This window comes from Bacteroidota bacterium (genome assembly GCA_039821555.1).
GTDB lineage: Bacteria > Bacteroidota > Rhodothermia > Rhodothermales > Rubricoccaceae > JBCBEX01.
This window is the reverse complement of sequence record JBCBNX010000001.1, coordinates 451,301-470,371: the sequence shown is the minus strand read 5'-3', so window position 1 is coordinate 470,371 and position 19,071 is coordinate 451,301. Positions and strand designations below refer to the sequence as shown.

14 protein-coding genes are annotated in these 19,071 nt (G+C 58.4%); 7 read left to right on the top strand and 7 right to left on the bottom strand.

Annotated features, from left to right (window positions below):
* Positions 1 to 117: 117 nt before the first annotated feature.
* From AAFU51_01890 to AAFU51_01880, 3 genes are all read right to left on the bottom strand, one after another.
* The gene (locus tag AAFU51_01890) at positions 118 to 1,089 is read right to left on the bottom strand and encodes a phosphoribosylaminoimidazolesuccinocarboxamide synthase (protein ID MEO1569997.1); all 972 of its coding nucleotides are present in this window, start codon (positions 1,087 to 1,089) and stop codon (positions 118 to 120) included.
* 88 nt (positions 1,090 to 1,177) lie between these two features.
* Positions 1,178 to 2,218, bottom strand: a complete 1,041-nt coding sequence (locus tag AAFU51_01885; GenBank protein MEO1569996.1) for a LacI family DNA-binding transcriptional regulator — start codon at positions 2,216 to 2,218, stop codon at positions 1,178 to 1,180.
* Positions 2,219 to 2,387: 169 nt separating this feature from the next.
* Positions 2,388 to 3,224, bottom strand: coding sequence for a bifunctional hydroxymethylpyrimidine kinase/phosphomethylpyrimidine kinase (locus tag AAFU51_01880; protein ID MEO1569995.1), 837 nt, complete (start codon positions 3,222 to 3,224; stop codon positions 2,388 to 2,390).
* Positions 3,225 to 3,338: 114 nt separating this feature from the next.
* Here AAFU51_01880 and ugpC point away from each other — a divergent pair, with 114 nt between their 5' ends.
* From ugpC to miaA, 7 genes are all read left to right on the top strand, one after another.
* The gene (ugpC, locus tag AAFU51_01875; protein ID MEO1569994.1) at positions 3,339 to 4,448 is read left to right on the top strand and encodes a sn-glycerol-3-phosphate ABC transporter ATP-binding protein UgpC; all 1,110 of its coding nucleotides are present in this window, start codon (positions 3,339 to 3,341) and stop codon (positions 4,446 to 4,448) included.
* 323 nt (positions 4,449 to 4,771) lie between these two features.
* Positions 4,772 to 5,710 (top strand): tyrosine-type recombinase/integrase, encoded by a 939-nt coding sequence (locus AAFU51_01870; protein MEO1569993.1) that lies wholly within the window; start codon positions 4,772 to 4,774, stop codon positions 5,708 to 5,710.
* 720 nt (positions 5,711 to 6,430) lie between these two features.
* A complete protein-coding gene (locus AAFU51_01865) occupies positions 6,431 to 7,999 on the top strand; it encodes an NAD(P)/FAD-dependent oxidoreductase (GenBank protein MEO1569992.1) in 1,569 nt (522 codons plus the stop codon).
* A 128-nt stretch (positions 8,000 to 8,127) separates the two neighbouring features.
* Positions 8,128 to 8,883, top strand: coding sequence for a lycopene cyclase domain-containing protein (locus AAFU51_01860; GenBank protein ID MEO1569991.1), 756 nt, complete (start codon positions 8,128 to 8,130; stop codon positions 8,881 to 8,883).
* Between the two features lie 81 nt (positions 8,884 to 8,964).
* Positions 8,965 to 9,135 (top strand): hypothetical protein, encoded by a 171-nt coding sequence (locus AAFU51_01855; GenBank protein ID MEO1569990.1) that lies wholly within the window; start codon positions 8,965 to 8,967, stop codon positions 9,133 to 9,135.
* Between the two features lie 77 nt (positions 9,136 to 9,212).
* Positions 9,213 to 10,376, top strand: coding sequence for a molybdopterin-synthase adenylyltransferase MoeB (gene moeB / locus AAFU51_01850; protein MEO1569989.1), 1,164 nt, complete (start codon positions 9,213 to 9,215; stop codon positions 10,374 to 10,376).
* Positions 10,342 to 11,337 (top strand): tRNA (adenosine(37)-N6)-dimethylallyltransferase MiaA, encoded by a 996-nt coding sequence (miaA, locus tag AAFU51_01845; GenBank protein ID MEO1569988.1) that lies wholly within the window; start codon positions 10,342 to 10,344, stop codon positions 11,335 to 11,337. Before moeB ends, miaA begins: the two co-directional genes overlap by 35 nt.
* Before the next feature lie 8 nt (positions 11,338 to 11,345).
* On the opposite strand, the gene AAFU51_01840 is transcribed toward miaA, so the two are convergent.
* The 4 genes from AAFU51_01840 to AAFU51_01825 all read right to left on the bottom strand — a co-directional run bounded on the left by AAFU51_01840 (position 11,346) and on the right by AAFU51_01825 (position 19,059).
* Positions 11,346 to 13,163 (bottom strand): class I SAM-dependent methyltransferase, encoded by a 1,818-nt coding sequence (locus AAFU51_01840; protein ID MEO1569987.1) that lies wholly within the window; start codon positions 13,161 to 13,163, stop codon positions 11,346 to 11,348.
* A 155-nt stretch (positions 13,164 to 13,318) separates the two neighbouring features.
* Positions 13,319 to 13,735 carry an ATP-binding protein gene (locus AAFU51_01835; protein ID MEO1569986.1) on the bottom strand — a complete coding sequence of 139 codons (417 nt, stop codon included), beginning with the start codon at positions 13,733 to 13,735 and terminating at the stop codon, positions 13,319 to 13,321.
* A gap of 67 nt (positions 13,736 to 13,802) precedes the next feature.
* Entirely contained in the window at positions 13,803 to 18,176 is a 4,374-nt protein-coding gene (locus AAFU51_01830; protein ID MEO1569985.1) for a S8 family serine peptidase, read from the bottom strand.
* Positions 18,139 to 19,059, bottom strand: coding sequence for a glycosyltransferase family 2 protein (locus AAFU51_01825; GenBank protein ID MEO1569984.1), 921 nt, complete (start codon positions 19,057 to 19,059; stop codon positions 18,139 to 18,141). The genes AAFU51_01830 and AAFU51_01825 overlap by 38 nt, the downstream gene beginning before the upstream one ends.
* Positions 19,060 to 19,071 lie beyond the last annotated feature (12 nt).

The following is a 19,071-nucleotide window of genomic DNA, read 5'->3' as shown; positions in this document are numbered from 1 at the left end:
TTGCAACCAGACGGGAGTGAGTGCTTCGTGAATCGAACACGGGCACGGCCGCTCATTCCTCGACACAGCAAGATCTAGGCAACCGACCATAGCCTACATGCAGCGCCCACAAAGCTGTTATTGCAAAGCTAATTTGATTCGGGTATCAACATCGAATGACACAGCTGCATCGAATGTATTGCCCGTTATGGCCTCGTAAAGTTCTATATATCGGAGCGACACCTCGACACGGAACTCATCAGTGAGGGTAGGGAGGACTTGCCCGTCCTTGCCTTGGAAGCCGTGATCCATAAGCCACTCCCGCACGAACTCCTTGGATAGCTGTCGCTGAGGCTCACCCCGCTCTAACCGTTCGTCGTAGCCATCAGCGTAGTAATAGCGAGACGAATCGGGTGTGTGTATCTCATCGATTACCGACAGGGTACCGTCCTCATCACGGCCAAACTCGTACTTCGTGTCAACGAGCAACAGGCCGCGATCAGCGGCCATCTGGGTGCCGCGTTGAAAGAGAGCAAGCGCCATCGCCTCACAGTGTTCTAAGTTTGCACGATCAAGGAGACCGCGCTCCAAGATTTCGGCTTTAGAGATGTCCTCATCGTGGCCTTCTACAGCTTTCGTAGCTGGAGTTAGGATCGGCTTTGGCAGCCTGTCGCTTTCTCGAAGTCCCTCAGGTAGGTGCTCCCCGCATAGCAAGCGTAAACCGTTATTGTATGATCGCCATGAATAACCAGCTAGATAACCACGTACCACAAACTCAATAGGTAATGCTTCACAACGCCTAGCGACCGTCACGTTAGGATCTGGGACGTCGACCAGATGGTTTGGCGCAGTATCCCTTGTGTGTTCGAGGAAATAGGCTGCAGTTTGGTTGAGAACCTGTCCCTTGAAGGGAATCGTCTGTCTCAATACATGGTCGAACGCGGAGATTCGGTCGGTCGTGATCAGTACGAGACGATTGCCTTGCGCGTAGGTGTCGCGCACCTTTCCTTGGTAGCGCTCGCCAAGGTGCTCGAATTGCGTTGTTTCGAGCGCATGGGGTAGCTGCCGCTCAATGGCAGCACGAAGCTCAGCACGACGTTCGGTGGTCATTTGAGGCCAGGATGCACGATGTGGGACGCTATGCTCTCAAAATCGGTAATCCTGTCCACTCAGTGCTCTCGTTCGCTACAGCCTACCGTTAGCCTTGGAGCGGTGCCGTTGAGCTGCGCACGACCAATTCAGGCTGAACGTATCGACTAATCCGCTCGTCGGTATCGTTTTCGATGCGTTGGAGAAGGCGGTCTGTGGCAAGCTTTCCTACCTCGTACATCTTCTGGTCGACAGTAGTGAGGCGTAGGTAGCGACTAAGCTTCAGGTTATCATAGGCCACTAGCGACATATGATCAGGGACCTGCCGATCACGAGAGCGCATCTCGCTCCATGCACCAAATGCCTGGACGTCTGATGCAACGAACACTGCGGTAGGCGGGTCGGGTAGGGCGAGTAGTTTCTTCATTGCCTCAGCTCCTGATTCCTCAGAGAACCCCGCGTGTTTCAACGTGTCACCCGAAGCAATCAAGGAGGGGTCGAACGGTATTCCCGCATCCTCCAGGGCTGAGCGGTAGCCTTGAATGCGTTCGTCAGTAACGTAGCTCCACGGATGCGGTGATATCATCCCGATGCGTCTGTGCCCGATACTGATTAGATGTTCGACCGCTTTGCCAGCGCCGATTCGGTCGTTTAGATAGATACAGTCGAACTTGGGATGCTTTACGCCCACGATGACAACGGGCGCGTGCAGCTTCATGAGCTCCTTCTCCAAATTGTCGTCAATAGGCAACGAGGCCAACAAGAGTGCATCGACGGCACCACGAGCGAGAAACCGCTGGAGCGTTTGATATGGAGAGGTAGACCCCAGATTGCATAGCAGCAGGTCTATGTCATGCTCGCGGAGCGTGTCCTTCACCCCCTTCAAGATCTCCACGTAAAAGAGCGATGTCGTGGACGGCATCGCCACGGCAAGCGAGTGCGTTTGCTGTTGTGCTAGAGTCTTAGCTGTCCGTTGTGGCTTAAATCGCAGCTTTTCGATGGCTGCCTCCACCTTGGCCCTGGTCTTATCAGATACCTCTTTGGAATCGTTGAGAACACGCGACACCGTCGAGATTGCGACCCCGGCCTCGTCGGCGACGTCGTAAATTGTGACCTTGGGTCGATCTGAAGTCAGCGAAGCCTTCGCCATGGGAAATACCTAAAGGCGCAGTAACGAAAGTGAAGTACCGGAAGCAAATTTGAAAGCAAGCGCTCTCGAAAAACATGTACGCGGGTGCGTATGCTTCTTCCGGAAGAAACAGATCCGTTGAACCCGTTCACAAACGGAGATTAAGAGAACAGGCAGCTAGAACTATACTTTACAGTGGGCTACCCTGGTATGCATGTTCATAGCTTACTACGCTTGGCATCTCGTTTTCACTACTGTGGCGAAGAGCATCCGTCACTGCACGCTTCGCGTTCTGGAAGGCGTCTTCCAGCGACTTTCCTTGCACCATGGCACCGAGGAGCGCCATCCCATGGACGCTCGATGCACCGCGACTGTCCGTCACGACCGTTGGTGCTTCGAACAGCGCGAAGTCCTCGCCGTCGTAATAGAGGTCGCTCGTGAACCCCGTACTCGTGGCTTCGGGGTCATCCGCTGCATCGTAGAACCGAGCTGGAAGGTCTCCGCATTTAATAAGGACGCGCTGTGCTCCACGATGGTGCGCGCGCTGAGCGGCAACTTGAGCATCGTCGAGAGAACGGATCTCTCCACCAGTTACTAGCTCTGCATCTACTCGTCTGAGCATGACGACGTCAGCGCGCTTCATGCGCTCGGAGAGAGCATCAATGCCTCGTTGTGTAAGAACCGTCTCCCCTGTGGGTCCGCTCGCAATGAAGTCGAGCACAACAGGGCCGTCGTACTCGTCCAAGTGATCAAACACGGCATGGACGGTACGAAAGTCGCCCAGGATGCCAACTTTGACACCTTCCCAGCGAATCACACGCTGTAGGTGTTCCAGTTGGGCACCGACTGTGTCTGCTGGTACGTCGGTGACATCCGTTACGGTGTCATGTGATGCGACTACGATGGACGTACAAACCGGCTGAACGTGCAGGCCAAGTCGACGTCCCGCTTGTAAGTCAGCGGCGAGACCCCGGTCGCTTCCGGTGTACAGCGCATGGATGGCGAGAACACTGGGGTTGGTAGGCATAGGTAGGGGAGTATCATGGGTGCGAGGTGGACCGGGATCTTGAACCACGCCACGCTACTTGGTTGGTACCTTTCCCCATCTTCACTAAGCATTCGCCCCAGTCTCCGCGCACGCATGGCCAGCGTAACCCTCGAATCCGTTCGCAAAGTTTATGACAACGGCTACGTTGCCGTGCATGACGCCTCGTTCAAGATCAATGACGGCGAGTTCGTCGTCTTGGTTGGCCCGTCTGGCTGTGGAAAGAGCACCACATTAAGAATGGTAGCCGGACTTGAGGACATCTCGGAGGGCACGCTCAAAATCGGAGATCGCGTAGTCAACGATGTCGCGCCAAAGGATCGTGATATCGCCATGGTCTTCCAGAACTACGCGCTCTACCCACACATGTCGATCTACGACAACATGGCCTTCGGCCTGAAGCTGCGGAAGTTTCCGAAAGACGAAATCGACCAGCGGGTTCGAAACGCTGCCAAGATCCTTGGTCTCGAAGCCACGCTCGACCGCAAACCCAAAGCACTCTCAGGTGGACAGCGTCAGCGCGTCGCGTTGGGTCGCGCCATCGTCCGCAAGCCGCAAGTGTTTCTCTTCGACGAGCCCCTCTCGAATCTAGACGCCAAACTCCGTGTGCAGACTCGCACGGAGATCTCGAAGCTACACAGCCAGCTCAAGGCAACGATGCTCTATGTGACGCATGACCAAGTTGAGGCGATGACAATGGGGGACCGCATCGTTGTCCTGAAAGATGGATACGTGCAACAGATCGCAGCCCCGCTAGAGTTGTATGATCGCCCAGCCAATCAATTCGTCGCGGGCTTTATCGGGTCTCCCTCGATGAACTTCCTGAATGGGCGACTCTCGAGCAAACCGTCAGGCGTAGTTTTTTCGAGTGGTTCAGTCTCATTCACGCTTGCTGATGAGCACCAGAACGCAGCTCGAAGCCTTGTGGGCCAAGATGTCACTCTTGGGATCCGACCTGAAGACATCTATCTCGACGGCTTCGTACCCGAAGGCCGTGTCACGGCACCAGTCAAGGCTCGCCTAGACGTTACCGAGCCGATGGGTAACGAGATATTTACGTACGCCACCGTCGACGGTAGTACCGTTGTAGGGAGGGTCGAGCCGGTACCCATGCCCCCACGGGGAGATGTTCTAACGTACCAGTTTCATTTGAACAAGATGCACCTCTTTGATGCGGAGACCGGGCGTGCAGTATCGCTGGCATAGATCGCTGGCAGGCAAAGAGGCTTAGTGTCTTAGTCGGACCGCCGCATGGATTTTGCGACAGGGTTGAAGATATTGTCCTCAACGGCTTACAACATTGCCCACGGTGAGGCTAAGGATGAAGCCACAGAGGGTACTATGAACGCCGCCGCAGGCGCCATCGGAGACGCCGCTGATTCAGAGACTGATGCTGCTGATGGTCAGTAACAGAGACCACGCCCGGGGGCAGGCGCTCTCGGGTGTCCCCCTTTGTTTGTTGAAGTTTACTTCCGATAATTGTTATTATCAGCAGTAGACGTATATCCTCACGACTCCATATTGTACTCATGTCCAGCGCCTTGCTTCGACCTGCCGGTCAGTTGCCCTCTGGTAGCGGTACCGATGATTTGCTCCAGCTGTACCTGCTACGCTTTGATCGCGTGCAAACGAGGCGTGCCTATCGGAACGACATGGTCGCATTCTTCGGAACGGAGACGATCAGTCTTGACCTGGCACGAGCTGTTTCCTTCGTCGATGTGAACGAACACCTTCGACGCGGTGAACTGGCAGGGCTTAGACCCGCGACGCTGCGACGGCGGACCGCAACACTGCGTGGGTTCTTTGCCTGGCTTGTTGCACTCGGCGCACTCGATCGCAACCCCGCCGACCGTCACCTTGTGCGAAAGGTTCGCGGCGGGCACTACTCCGACAACGCACTTACCGTGTTGACCCGTGAACAAGCAACTAGACTGATTAACTGTGTTGATTTAAGCACGGCTACGGGTCGTCGCGACCGAACGCTCATGCTAACCATGTTGCACTGTGTTCTTCGTCGGTCCGAGGCGGCAGCCATGCGGATAGAGCATATTCGCCAAGTTGGACCATACTGGGTACTTGACCTACCACAGACGAAAGGCGGCGCCGATCAGTACGTCAAGGTTCCCGATTATGTAGTAGAAGAGATCACCATACATACTGAGGAATACATGATCAAGAGCGGCCCTCTTTGGAAATCATTTAGCAATAACAGCTACGGCAGAGCCCTATCTGATAGATCTATTTATTCCATAGTAAAAAAGCACGCAGGACGCTCTGGCCTAGCAGCCACCGTAGGGACTCACACGCTGCGGCATACCGGATGTACGCTCGCAATCGAACAAGGGGCCTCGCTTCAGCAGGTCCAGGCACACGCCCGGCACAAGCGAATCGAGACCACCATGGTGTACATCCACCAACGCGACAAGCTTCGCGATAGTGCTGCCGATCACATTCGTCTCGATGTCTAGACAGCCAACACTCCCCTTGCCTCATGTGGTGTAAGCAAGACTGCCCGCACAGGCGATGCATCGAGCCCACGGAGCTTGAGCGGGAACGCGACAAGGATATACCTTCCTGGTACAGCGTTAGCTAGTTCCAGGTTTTCCAGGATCATGATGTTTGAATCGCCTAGGGCATGATGAGCAAGAAGAGACGTACTTGTCGATGGATCCACGCTCGGCGAGTCGATGCCTACCAATGGGCAATTATAATGCCTTAATGCAATAACAGTATTTACTGCTAGGTGTGGGTTGTTCCCTTCCCAAGCTGTGCTCGCCGGACCGCTCCGTGTGCGGAACAGAACTCGGTCGCCTCGACGCACATCGGCCCCTTCCATCACACTTGGGCGGACGGTGCTGATCCCTAGCGCGTCGACCACAACGCAAGGACCCATATATGGTCCCAATGCTACCTCATCGATCCTCGGTGACGTGTCATCATAATGCCACGGAGCGTCTGCGTGTGTCCCGTTGTGTGTACTGGTATGAATTGAACAAAGGTTTACTGAATCACCCCCGTTGATTTGCAGAGTTTGATTACTGCAAAACGCCTGGTCACCTGGCCACGTAATTGTGTCTTTATCTAAATAGGTTGATATATCTATCATGGTAGTAAGCCGTACTGCGTGTGGTCATAGGAACGAGTAAGTTAGCGATCCACCCGCTTGACCCTCCACCACCACCACGATTATGCCCCTCGGCTCATTGCTAGCCCGACGAACGCAACCGCAACAAACCGATTACGATGTCGCCGTCATCGGCGCCGGCCATAACGCTCTCGTCGCAGCGGCCTATCTGGCACAGGCAGGCTACCGCGTTGCCGTCTTCGAGCGCCGAGGAATCGTTGGTGGAGCAGTCTCGACACAGGAAATCGTACCAGGCTACCAGTTTGACCTGGGAGGCTCTGCGCACATCCTGATTCGTCTCACACCGATTATCGACGAACTAGGCTTGGAGGATTTCGGGTTAACCTACTTGGAACTCGATCCTCTCTTCTTCGCCCCCTTCCCAGACGATGATCACTTTTTCCTGTACCGGGACATCGAGCGGACCGTGGCCCATCTTGATGAGCGCTTCCCTGGAGAAGGAGCCGCTTATGCGCGCATGATGGAAGACTGGATGCCGTTCTCCCAGTCAGTGCGGGACATGTTTTTGAGCAGCCCCCACCCGTTCGCGCTGGGAAAGAGCATGGCAATGGGGCCTTCCACTGAGGTGGACTGGCAAGAAGCGCTACGTCACATCCTTCGCCCCTACGGGGAGGTCGTAGACAGCTACTTCAGCGAGGAGAAAGTCAAAGCCGCATTGGTATGGATGGCTGCCCAATCAGGTCCGCCTCCCACCGAACCACTCTCTGCCCCCTTTCTGCTTTGGCATCCACTCTACCATGACGGAGGCATCGCGCGCCCACGGGGCGGTTCGGGAATGCTAACCCAAGCCTTACGGAGGCACATTGAAGCACACGGGGGCGATGTATACACGAACGCTGCCGTCGATGAGATCTTGACGGTCGGTGAGCGCGCAGTTGGAGTACGCGTCCATGGCGACGCGTACACAGCCCGGACGGTTCTAGCCGGTACGCACGTCTTCGAGTCGCTTGGAAAACTGCTGGCGCCTGCCTTACGTCCTGATTCGCTGTCACGCATGCGAGTTGGTAACGGGTTCGGCGCGATTATCCGACTCGCTCTCTCCGAGCCTATTCGCTATTCGGCGTGCCCAGATGACGAGGCACGCGTAGGACTGCAGTTGCTCTGCCGCGACCGGCAGCAGCTTATGGACGCGTATGCTGACTATCTGGGCGGCCGTCCTGCGGCCGATCCACCCCTGGTGGGCATGAGCTTCTCAGCAGTCGACGACACCCTTGCCCCACCAGGAGGCGAAGTATTGTGGCTCTGGGCGCAGTATTACCCCTACGCAATGGCAAATGGCGCCACGTGGGACGCGGTAGAAAATCAAGTCGCCGACCGAATTCTCGACACGTTTGAAGAGTATGCACCCGGAACGAGAGACAAGGTGGTTGGACAACTGTTTCAGCATCCGTTGTGGCTGGAGCGCGAACTCGGGCTCTTCCGTGGCAACGTGATGCATCTAGAGATGAGCCTCGACCAGATGTTCATGTTCAGGCCAGCGCTTGACCTCTCTAACTATAGCACGCCAGTCGACGGGCTGTTCCTCACTGGGGCCAGCACACACCCTGGAGGTGGAATCATGGGCGCTTCCGGACGGAATGCCGCGCGTGTTGTGCTTCGGCACCTATCCTGACCCAGGATTCTGAGGAACGTGTTCACGGGACTTCCACAACCTAAGGGAGCGTAAGCACGTCGCTTCATAGCATATCCCATGGCCGTGCCAACAGCTCTGCGGCCCACTAAACGCTGCTTCCTCGTCCGATGACGTATCTGGGCTTCCATGCCGTTTTTACACTGCCGCTTCTGCTGGCGTTGGCGTTCTGGCCACCCCGGCCGCTGTCTGGCAACCGCGCCGCAGCACAGGCTCTTGGCCTCATCGTACTCATTGCCTTCGTCTACACGACGCCCTGGGACAACTACCTCGTCTATCGAGAGGTGTGGGGCTATCCGCCTGACCGAGTGATTGCTCGAATCGGATACGTGCCGGTCGAGGAGTACATGTTCTTCGTGATCCAAAGTCTGATGACGGGTCTTTTCACCCTACGGGTATTGACCCGCTCCGGCACGCCAGCTCCTCTCGGTACATCCAGTACAACGCCACGATGGGTCGGCGCGAGCTTTTTTATTGCTGTATCCGTTGTAGGATTCGTCTTTCTATTTGCATCATCCGAGCGCGCACTATATATGGGGCTCATTCTGTCTTGGGCAGGGCCCGTACTAGCCGGTATGTGGGGCCTTGGCGGCCATTGGTTCTGGCAGCGACGACGAGCATGGGCTATCTCGGTAGCAATCCCAACCCTATACCTTTGGTGGGCCGACCGCACCGCGATTGCCCTGGAGATCTGGGATATCTCAAACGACACGAGCTTCGATATCGACCCGCTTGGCCTACCCATCGAAGAAGCTGTGTTCTTCCTCGTCACCAACCTGATGGTCGTGCAAGGGATGCTGTTGTTCTTGCCAACGTCAGAAACAGACCAGGTTGCATCGCCTGCCCCTGCCAAAGCATCGGCATAGCCACCACCTTGAAACTGCGTCGTTCTACCGACGATTCAAACGCCGCTTGCTCTCAACCTTTCACATCTAGAGGAATGTGACATGGGCCTCACCCCTCAAATCGCTCGCGTCATCTATGGCGCTGTTGGAGCGCTAGCGCTTGCGCTAGCCATCATCCGCTTCCAGTCAGGCTACACGTCTGGTGCATTGTTTTCACTGGCGATCGCCGTGTTTGCCTCCGTCCGCTTCTACCAGCTCATGCAGCAGGAATGAATGCTGTCCTGAACGATACGTCCCATATGGCAGGAGAGAACCAGGCATTGAGTACGCAGCCTACTGGACCTGCGTTCATGACCGAGAACGAACAGCTTCGGTACGCCCGCCACCTCTCACTGCCTAACGTAGGCGTTACTGGTCAGCTTCGTCTCAAAGAAGCGCGTGTTCTCGTGGTCGGGGCTGGTGGCCTGGGATCTCCGATTGCTCTCTATCTTGCTGCAGCCGGTGTGGGGACTATCGGCCTAGTCGACTTCGACGAGGTTGAGGCCAGCAATCTCCAGCGCCAAATTCTTTACGACACACAGGACATCGGACAGCCGAAACTTCGCGCCGCGACGGAGCGACTCGGAGCGTTGAACCCACATGTCACCCTCGTTTCCCATGCCGGGCCATTCTCAGCTTCAAATGCGTTAGCGCTCGTGCAAGACTACGATGTTGTAGCCGACGGTACTGACAACTTCGCTACGCGCTATCTCCTAAACGATGCCTGCGTCCTAGCAGGTGTGCCGAACGTCTACGGGTCCGTATTTCAATACGAGGGCCAAGTCTCGGTTTTCGGTGCCCCTGACGGCCCTAATGTCCGCGACTTGTATCCCGAGCCTCCCACAGATGCGGTATCGTGCGGCGTAGGCGGCGTCCTAGGCGTCCTGCCTGGTCTCATTGGCACGCTACAAGCCACCGAGATCCTAAAATGGATCCTCGATATTGGTGAGTCCTTAATCGGCCGTGTCCTGCTCTACGATGCGCTCAGTGCACGCTTTCGCTCTTTTACGCTAAGTCGTGACCCCGATAATCCCGTGAGCGGGGAGGCCCCGCTCATTCGCAGCATTGCTGACAGCGTTGCCAATACCCGAGCGCTTGGGTGCCATCCTCCTCAATCTCTCTTCCATTCACGCCTAGAAGCCATGTCCAACGTCCCAGAAATTTCAGTCGAAGAGTACAAGACGCTTCGCGACAGCGATGCGCCCCCCTTTCTTCTCGACGTGAGGCGCCCCGAAGAGGTATCCATCGCCGACCTTGGCGGCTCACTAATTCCGCTTGACCAATTGCCTGAGAGACTGGGCGAGTTGGAAGATCACCGAGACGACCCCGTTATCGTTGTGCACTGCCGCTCTGGTGGCCGCTCTGCGCAGGCGACCGCGCTGCTGCACCAGCAGGGCTACACCAATGCGGTAAACCTCGCAGGCGGCATTCTAGCCTGGAGTGACCGCATTGACCCCTCTGTTGAAAAGTACTAACGTGCCATCCTCGACGCACGGCTTACCGACACGCGGGCCTTTTCTGGCGCTGGTGGGGCCCACTGCTGTCGGCAAAACAGGGGTCAGCCTTGCGGTGGCCGAGGCACTCGAAAAAATTTCTGCGGCCCCAGTTGAGATCGTCTCCATAGATAGCCGTCAAGTTTACAGACAACTCTCCATTGGCACCGCGAAGCCGACACTTGAAGAACGAGGGGACATTGCCCACCACTTCATCGACGAGTTAGACCCGAGCGAGTCATACTCGGCGGGTCGCTTCGCCGCCGATGCGGAGCAACGCGTTGCACAGATTCTAGAGCGAGGCGCCCTGCCCATCTTCGTAGGGGGCTCGACGCTCTACCTCGAAGCGTTAGTACATGGCATTGCCGACATCCCTGCATCGCGGCCCGAAACCCGCGCATATTTCAAAGCGCGACTTCAAAGCGAAGGCGCTACGGCCCTGTATGATGAACTGAGAGCGGCGGACCCAGCCGCGGCGGCTTCCATGGATGCCTCAAAATCGCAGCGGATCGTACGGGCCTTGGAGGTGCTTTCCGATACGGGCCGCCGCATCTCAGACTGGCAACAATCCGTCTCTCCGCCACGGTTTTCGTATGCCGTTAACGTCCTTACGCGGCCAAGATCAGAGCTTTACGCTCGCATTGAGGCTCGGGTTGACGCCATGTTGAGAGCTGGGCTGCTCGATGAGGTACGAGCGCTCCTCGATGCGGGCTACGCTCAAAACGCTCCTGCGCTTGCTACGATCGGCTACCGCGAGCCATTGGCTTACCTCCGCGGCAGCATCACTCGTGGCCGTATGGTAGATCTGCTCAAGCGCAACAGCCGCCGGTATGCTAAACGCCAACTCACCTGGTTTCGACGTCATCCCTCCTATGTCTGGCTTGACGTGTCGGCGATGTCAGCAGAGGACGTTCTTTCGGACTTGATATCGCACGCGGTGTAGCAAAGGCGCTAGGATACAGCAGGGCCTAGGACGAAGAGGTGTTGCCGGTGTATCCACCTACCGCGCGAAGACTCGGCATCTATACGGAACCCTGCGTGCTCAAATCGACTCCGCCAGCCTTCGACCGTATCGAACGAGAGGTAGGCTTCTTGGGCTTCCATCTCGCCTTCGCCTCGCAAACGATTTGCCTGGACATCTAGGAATCGTAGCAATCCATGGTTGAATGCGTTGGTGTATACGGATTCGACAACGGCGACGCACCCATGTTCATCGACAACGCGTCGGGCTTCGCGGAGCACGGCATCGGGTGCTTCGGCATGATGAAGAACGAAAACGAGGAGGACCATGTCGAACTGGCCCGATACAAAGGGCAATGATGCGCCGTCGTATTTGACATGCGGCAGCATAGTCTGGTTGAGGTCTACCACATCAGCGAGATGCACCGCCGCACCTGTGTCGACCTGGGCAGCCCATCCCACCCAACCTTCGCCAGCTCCCAGGTCCAGTATTGATGTTGGCGAACCCGCCCGCTTAACCTGCTTGATCCAGCGCCACTTTGAACGACCACGGCGCTGCATGACTCTCCCCAACGTTTTCTGTACGGGCGATGAGATTGCAAACGCAGCAACCGTTGCGATGAGCACGGCCATCCAACCTGACACACCAGAGATCACAGCGAGCGACATCTCGCCAACGTAGAATCCGTACGTGCCAACGGCAAAGAGCCCAAACCACCACCAGCCCCACATCCATCGCCTCATTGCCCGCGATCCTGCTACCCAGACAAAAGGGCATAGCGCGATGGGCATCAACACATACCAAGGATGTACCGTCGTGGTCACCAGTAGATACCCCCCCAAGAGGAGTAGCTCCGTACTTAAAACCTGCGACCGCGGCGGAGTCCTTCTCCGTAGTTCGAACAAGTACAGGGTCAATGCGAAGGCGAAAAACCCTCCCGAGAGCAGTGGTCCAAGCGTTTTGCTAACATCGACACCGGTCAAGGCGAGCCAAGTGTGCTTGATGAGAAAGTAAGGCCCCCCGTTGAACTCGAACAGCTGCACGTACAAGCGTAAAGACGCGCCGATGTTTGCCATGGCTTCGAGGCTAAAAAATGACGCCCAGAGTGCCAGCGTCACAGCCAGCCCAACGACCGCAGCGCTCCAGCCTTTTCGCAACACGAGGAGCGGCACGAGCAGGAGCGGTATCATCTTCGCCCAGGCTCCCACGGTAATGCACGCTATCCCGAGATTCGACCGACCTTGTATCAGCCCAGCGAATCCGGCCACGCACCCGACGACCCAAAGCCCTTCTGTATGGCCTTGTCCGGCAACCTCCAATACCAGCAGCGGATGCCAGGCGAGCAGCACTACGAATGCAACTGGAATTACATTTACTAGCCAAATAAGCGAAAATACTTCTAAAATAATTATTAGTAATTTGTATATGACAAAACTAGAGTAATGCCCTCTCCTCCCAAGTAGTGTTCCCATCGCAAAAGCATATTGAGATGGTGGTGGATATACAGAGTAATACAAAGGTGAATTCAGCTCTTTGTAGAGCGATCCGCCTGGATCTACGATCACCGTCAACGAGTCAGGCAGTGCCTCAGGAGTGTGCAGATACGGGTTCTCCATCTCGACGGTAAGGCGACCGTCCCACATATATCGGTAGGCGTCGTCAGAAAGGGTTGGCCCCAGAGGTAGAGCGACGAGCCTCAAGAGAACCGCCACAAACAGGAAACTGGTCACGGACAGCGACTTCCACCATCCACGAACATGGCCCAACGCGAGGATACTGCCACCAACGATCGTGGCGACGGCAAGCACCCACACCGATAGGCGCTGGGTGCCGTCTCCATCGAACGAACTCGCTGCCACGACAGCAACCAGCTGGCAAACCGCTACCCCGACTACACCAAGGATCCAGGGCTGCTTCAACCACCGCTGTTCCTGTGTCCCTGGCTCAGCTGCTAGCACTTCACCTACGATCTGATGTTCAGGTCAAATCGCATACAAATACAGCGCCCTTCGTCTTCCAGCCAAACAGCATCCGCGAGTTGCTGAATGATGAACAAACCGCGGCCCCCCGTCTCCAGCACGTCGGTCGGGAGCGAGGCACTGTCCAATGCTTCGCTCGTGAGGCCGTCGCCCTCGTCTGAGACGCGCAGGGTCCACGAACGAGCGTCACCGAGCAAACGCAAGCGCACGCTGTCGCCCGATGTAGCGACGTTGCCGTGCTCGACCGCGTTCGCAACGACCTCTGCTACGGCCAATAAAATGCGATCCTGATCATCACCAACAAGGCCGTGCTCCAGACCAAAGGCCTCGACGTCTTCAACAGCCGCTGGCACGACCGACAAGTCACTCGGGTAGACCGTGTCCAGTTGTTTGGGCTGCATTGTGGTTTAGGGAATGGTCGTCGTGCAATCTACGCTGTGGACACCATTTGCATGCGTGCAACAAGCCTCATCGCTGCACTGCAAGCTTCACGACCACTGGCTGCTGACCGTCTGCTGCAACGCGGATTAGATACACGCCAGAGGGTACACCCCGTCCTTGTTCGTCGCGCAGATCCCATCGCGCGCCTCCGAAGGTGCTGCTTCGCTCCTCAAGTACACGCACCTGGGCGCCGGAGGTAGTGTAAATAGAAACGTCAGCTTCAGACGGCAGGCCTGCGACCACCACCTCCTCGCCGTGCACTCCAAGGCGGACGGGATTTGGGTAGACAAAGACATCGTCAAGCGACTCGGCAGGCTTACTTAAGGTCACTGTAGCGCCATCCGTTGCAAGTTCAGCCCCGTTGATGGAACGCAGGCCTCTCACCGTCACCGTTACAGCACGGCCAACAGCGCCGACGGCCACGCCTGAGAATGAGAGCGTGACACTACGCGCATCGTCAGGACGCAAGTCGACAATCGCTACTTGTCCCGCTGGGGAGAGCGTGTAACGGTTTGGATCCGTTGCTAGGCTTGGATCGACCGGCTCGGAGAAGGTGAGTGTGGCAGTGCCATCTTCTGTTGTTATGACACTGACAATATACAATAACGGTATATTGTTTCGGAAATTGACAATGACCGACGAGTCTGCGACCGGCGTTCCTTCGCGGTCGCGGAGGTCTCGCCACGCGAGTTCGCGTAGCCCCGGCGCCACCGAATCCAGACGGATGACAAGTCGCCTCCCTTCCACGATGACCGCCGCAATCTCGCCGCGACTTAGCGTGAACTGATCGGGCTCCGTGGACATATCCAGCCGCTCTGAAAACTCAAGGCGAATCGTTGAGCCGTCCTCTACCCTGCTCTGTACCAGTTGTGCGGGAGCATGAGGACGTACGGTTCGCGTGTCCGACACCGGACCGACTTCGCCATTTTCGATGACCGCGAGTGCGTACGTCGTAGTCTCACTGGCTGGAACGACGATTGATTCACCGCCTACCCGTGCCACGATGTCGAACGGAGCATCCACCGCGGATGCGTAGACCGCAACCGAATCGCCGTCTGCGACCCACCGCAGGTGTACCGCTTCTTCGTTCAAGGCAACACTCTCCACCCACCGAGGCACGGGCGGTACGATCTGCTGCGCCTGAAAGCGCCACAGTGAGCCCCCAAGCCCAGATACAAACAAGCTGGGTGCTACCCCCGGCGCCATTCTTCCAACAGCCATCTGCGGGCTCGAAAAGCCGACTGGTCCCAGTGCTGCCTCATCGGTGCCGCGATGGTAGATGGGCTGCAGTTTCTCTGAATCTACAGTCAGGACCCAAAGCTGAAGGGCGTGTTGGACCACGACCTCGTCGCGGCCGTCATCGTCGAAGTCTGCGGCCGTCAGCGATCCATCGGTTCGGCTGTCCCCAGGAAAGACCGCCTGCGCAAGCAGCCGAGGCATAGCTGATGCGCTACGTGACCATACGGAAAGAACGCCAAACGCGGGCGTGCCGAGATCTGACGCAGTGAACTCGGTCGTAAACGTCGCAAAGTCTGGCAGGCCGTCCCCGTTGAAATCGCCCACGGCCATACGCTGGCCCGCGTTGTGGCGGTCTGACTCCTCGGTCCAGACGAGGTCATACTGGTCGTCTCCGACCGCCTCGAAGAGCAGCAGGTCACCGTCTGCGTCACCCGTAAGCCATTCCATGCGTCCGTTTCCGTCGAAGTCAGCCGATACACCGTAGGGACGCTGGTAGAGGTTGCGGTCCAACGGTGGAGACACACCTGTGGGATTGTCGAGGATGGCAGCCTCTTGAAACGAGTCTCCGACGCGCTCCATCACCCGCCAGCGAGTCGACGCCGCTGTGTCGGCGTCGGGTTGAAATCGAGGTGAGCGGAGATCTAAGCCGAGGATTTCGCCGCGTCCATCCCCGTCCAGGTCCGTGAGCCGAGCTCCCCACAGCGGCGTCCCTGTGGGGGTCGTGCCCTCTTCATCCCGAAACCGTTCCGTAGCGGGATAACCACCCGGTTGGCTTGCCTCGACGAGCAAGGTGATCGGGTCTACCTGGAAGAGCAATTCGGCGCGTCCGTCGCCGTCCGTGTCACCCACGTCGCGCGGGATCGCAGGCACCGCGTAGGTGGCGGCGCGGCGCAGCGGGGCGTCCGCTTGGCCCGTTGACTCGTAGACCACGACGGTGTCGCCCAGCGCGCCTGGCGCCCCGGCCTGGTTTAGCACGATCTCGCCGAGCCCGTCTCGATCAAAATCGACTACGCGGGGCAATAGGTAGCCGCTCGGGATGTCGAGGCGCTCTGCGCGCAGCAACCCTGGTTGGCGGCGATCTGAGGGCACCGTGACAGAAACAGGTAACTCTGCTGTTAATCCGGCTGCGTTTGTGACCCTAACTCGTGCTGCAAACGTTCCTGCTTGAAGGCTCGTGTTGGGGACGAACAATCCGTGCTCTTCCTTAATCTCGGGTGCGATGGCCACGCCCAGCCCCTCCACGCGTAGCTCGGACTGTACGGGCTCGTCGGCCATCAGGTCGACAAACACTCCATTTCGTCCCGCATCGTACGCAACACCCGCGTAGCGGACCGTGACGACAGGCGCAGAGCGGTCGAGCGTGATCCGATGCCGAACCTCCCGCGTGCGCCCATCGCGCGTTGACACGGAAAGCCGAAGGGTATAGGCCCCTTCCGCAAAGCCCTCCGTGGTCCACGTTCCCAGCGTGCTCCGCCGCACCTGGTCACGGACGGGTCCCACAATGCGCTCCCAGCGGCCGTCGGGATCATCGTGGCCGGGAGACACATCGAGTACGTAGGATTCGAAATCAGCCGCGAGCGCTGATCCCTCGATCGGCGCCGTCAGCGATGAGACGCCGCCGTCCATTCGTGGGGACGTGATCTCGATGCGTCCGGGAAACGGCCCCCCTAAGGCCGCCGCCACATCGAGGAGACCGGCTCCTGTTTCATGGTCCCAGCCATCCGCACCGACATCGAACGCGGTGGCCGTGAGAATGTCGCGGATCGACTCGGGCGAGAGCGAGCGGTCGATGGAGCGCAGCAGCGCCGCTGCCGCCGCAACCTGAGGCGCTGCCAACGAAGAGCCACCCACACGGCTGTAGAGCTGCGTCTGGAACGGACGCGGGTCCTCCGGATTGGGCAACCGCGTCGTTAACACCGACGACGCAGGCGCCCCGATTGCGATGCCAGGCCCGTGCTGTGCGACACTGGCACGGCTTAGGCCGTCGTTCGCGAGCCAGACCACCCCGATCACCTCGAGATAATCGGAGGGGTAGTGCGGTGCATCGCCGCCGACGTTGCCTCCTGATGCGACCAAGACTGTGCCCTTGCCACCCGCGTATCGCAACGCTTCTTGCAATAACGGCGACGATCTCGTTCGGCCGAACGAGAGGTTGATGACGTCCACACCTAGGTCCGCTGCATAGACAAGTGCCGCTGCGAGGTCGTCGTCCTCGGCCGCACCGTCGCGGCCGAACGCGCGCAGCACGACCACGGGGCAGCCCGGTGCGGTACCTGCCATGCCCTCTCCGTCCAGGGCGGCGGACATCACACCCGCCGTGAGCGTCCCATGGTCCTGAGTGCCATCCTCGTACACGTCAGCGTCCCAGTCACGGTAGTCACCAGGCCCCAACACGACGGTCCGGTCCACGAAGTCGTAGCCGTGCACGTCGTCGACGTAGCCGTTGCCGTCGTCGTCGAGGCCGTTGCCGGGGACTTCGGCGGGGTTTCGCCACACCTGCGCTGCCAGATCGGGGTGGTCGAGCATCAGTCCTGTGTCGAGCAAGCCGATAGTGACGGACGGGTCGCCCGTGGTTATCGCCCACGCTTCGACGGCCCGAGTCACCCGGAGCACGTCCAGGCTGTCGGCAAAGGGCTCCCCGTCCAAAGGGTCACCGTCCAAGAGATCACCGTCCAAGAGATCACCGTCCAAGAGATCACCGTCCAAGAGATCACCGTCCAAGAGATCACCGTCCTCGAACCCTGGCTGGACGGCATCGAGGTAATACAGACCGTTCGCTTGGGTATACGCCACGCCGCTGGTCGCTTCGAAACGAGCCTGGGCCTCACGATACGCAGCAGAATCAGGGAACGTGAGGACGAACACGCGCGCTCGCCACTCCTCGCTACGCTCCCGAGATCGTCCGTCATCAACGGGGAGCGCGCGGCGGACGCCCTCGACGCCACGCAACAAATCGCTCCGAGCCGCTGCTGGGTCGTCTAGCAGGGCCTTCACCGTCTCGCCCCCCTCGTCGGCGACACGTACGATGAGTTCGACCTGCGCCTTGGCCGGTGCTGCGAGCGTAGCTACCGAGATGCTCAGTGCTACCAGGATCCACAGCCGTCCGTTCGTTCGTTGAAGCATGTCAGGCTGGAGCTTGAAGCGCCCGAAGGCAGAGGCCACGGACCCCGAGCGTGTGGAGGGATGCGGGCAGGTGGGGAAGCACGCCGCGTATGAGGCGAGGCGGCACGAGCTGTGCCAACGTCCGAGCCAGCGCACCTCGTGCGCCCGCCGATGCCGCATCGATATGGAGCGTCGGATGTCGTTCCAATAGAGCCGGCAGATCACGACGGCCAAAGCGCGAGAAGTTGGCAAGAGCACGCTCCAGGGTGTCGGGGTCGTGATGGTAGGCGATGTTGCTCGAATGTAGCCGCAGGCCGCGAGGGTGTGCTGCTCCAAGGCGTAGGCCAAGGTCCGTGTCTTCTCCGTAGCTAATCGCCGGGTCAAAGCCGTTGACCTCCAGAAAGGCGCGCCGACGCACGGTCACGGCTGCCGTCACGAACTGCTTCCAAGGCAATTCGGCCCCCGCCCCCCTCGCTCCGATAGCGCCCTCTTTTCGCCTGAGATATCGATGGAAGTCGTCGGTCGGATCGAGCCCTAGAGGCACCCGCCTCGGCACGACGGCCACTGCGCTATATCGCTCATGGGCCTCGACCTGTTGGGCTGCCCAGTCTGGTGGCAGCGCCACGTCCGCGTCAACGAACGCCACCAGAGGTGCTTGTGACGCCGACACGCCAGTGTTTCGGGCAACCGAACGCCCCTGGTTCTCACGGAGCCGCATCACACGTACGCGATGACCCAGGCTTCGCGTACGCGCCTCGTGCTCGGCGAGGAGAAGCGAGAGGCGCGCGGCGGAATCGTCGGTCGATCCGTCGTCCACAAACACAAGCTCGATCGGGGTCGATTGCGCGAGCAACGAGGGTACGGTGATCGGCAGCCAGCGTCCCGCATCGAGGAAGGGAACGACTAGGCTGAGCGCGTGAGGAGCCGAGTGGATACGACGCACGTGTTCCGTTGT

Bases quoted from the DNA above. Each gene is read 5' to 3' on its own strand.
- AAFU51_01890 (MEO1569997.1), bottom strand. From the start codon at position 1,089: ATGACCACCGAACGTCGTGCTGAGCTTCGTGCTGCCATTGAGCGGCAG.
- AAFU51_01885 (MEO1569996.1), bottom strand. From the start codon at position 2,218: ATGGCGAAGGCTTCGCTGACTTCAGATCGACCCAAGGTCACAATTTAC.
- AAFU51_01880 (MEO1569995.1), bottom strand. From the start codon at position 3,224: ATGCCTACCAACCCCAGTGTTCTCGCCATCCATGCGCTGTACACCGGA.
- ugpC (MEO1569994.1), top strand. From the start codon at position 3,339: ATGGCCAGCGTAACCCTCGAATCCGTTCGCAAAGTTTATGACAACGGC.
- AAFU51_01870 (MEO1569993.1), top strand. From the start codon at position 4,772: ATGTCCAGCGCCTTGCTTCGACCTGCCGGTCAGTTGCCCTCTGGTAGC.
- AAFU51_01865 (MEO1569992.1), top strand. From the start codon at position 6,431: ATGCCCCTCGGCTCATTGCTAGCCCGACGAACGCAACCGCAACAAACC.
- AAFU51_01860 (MEO1569991.1), top strand. From the start codon at position 8,128: ATGACGTATCTGGGCTTCCATGCCGTTTTTACACTGCCGCTTCTGCTG.
- AAFU51_01855 (MEO1569990.1), top strand. From the start codon at position 8,965: ATGGGCCTCACCCCTCAAATCGCTCGCGTCATCTATGGCGCTGTTGGA.
- moeB (MEO1569989.1), top strand. From the start codon at position 9,213: ATGACCGAGAACGAACAGCTTCGGTACGCCCGCCACCTCTCACTGCCT.
- AAFU51_01835 (MEO1569986.1), bottom strand. From the start codon at position 13,735: ATGCAGCCCAAACAACTGGACACGGTCTACCCGAGTGACTTGTCGGTC.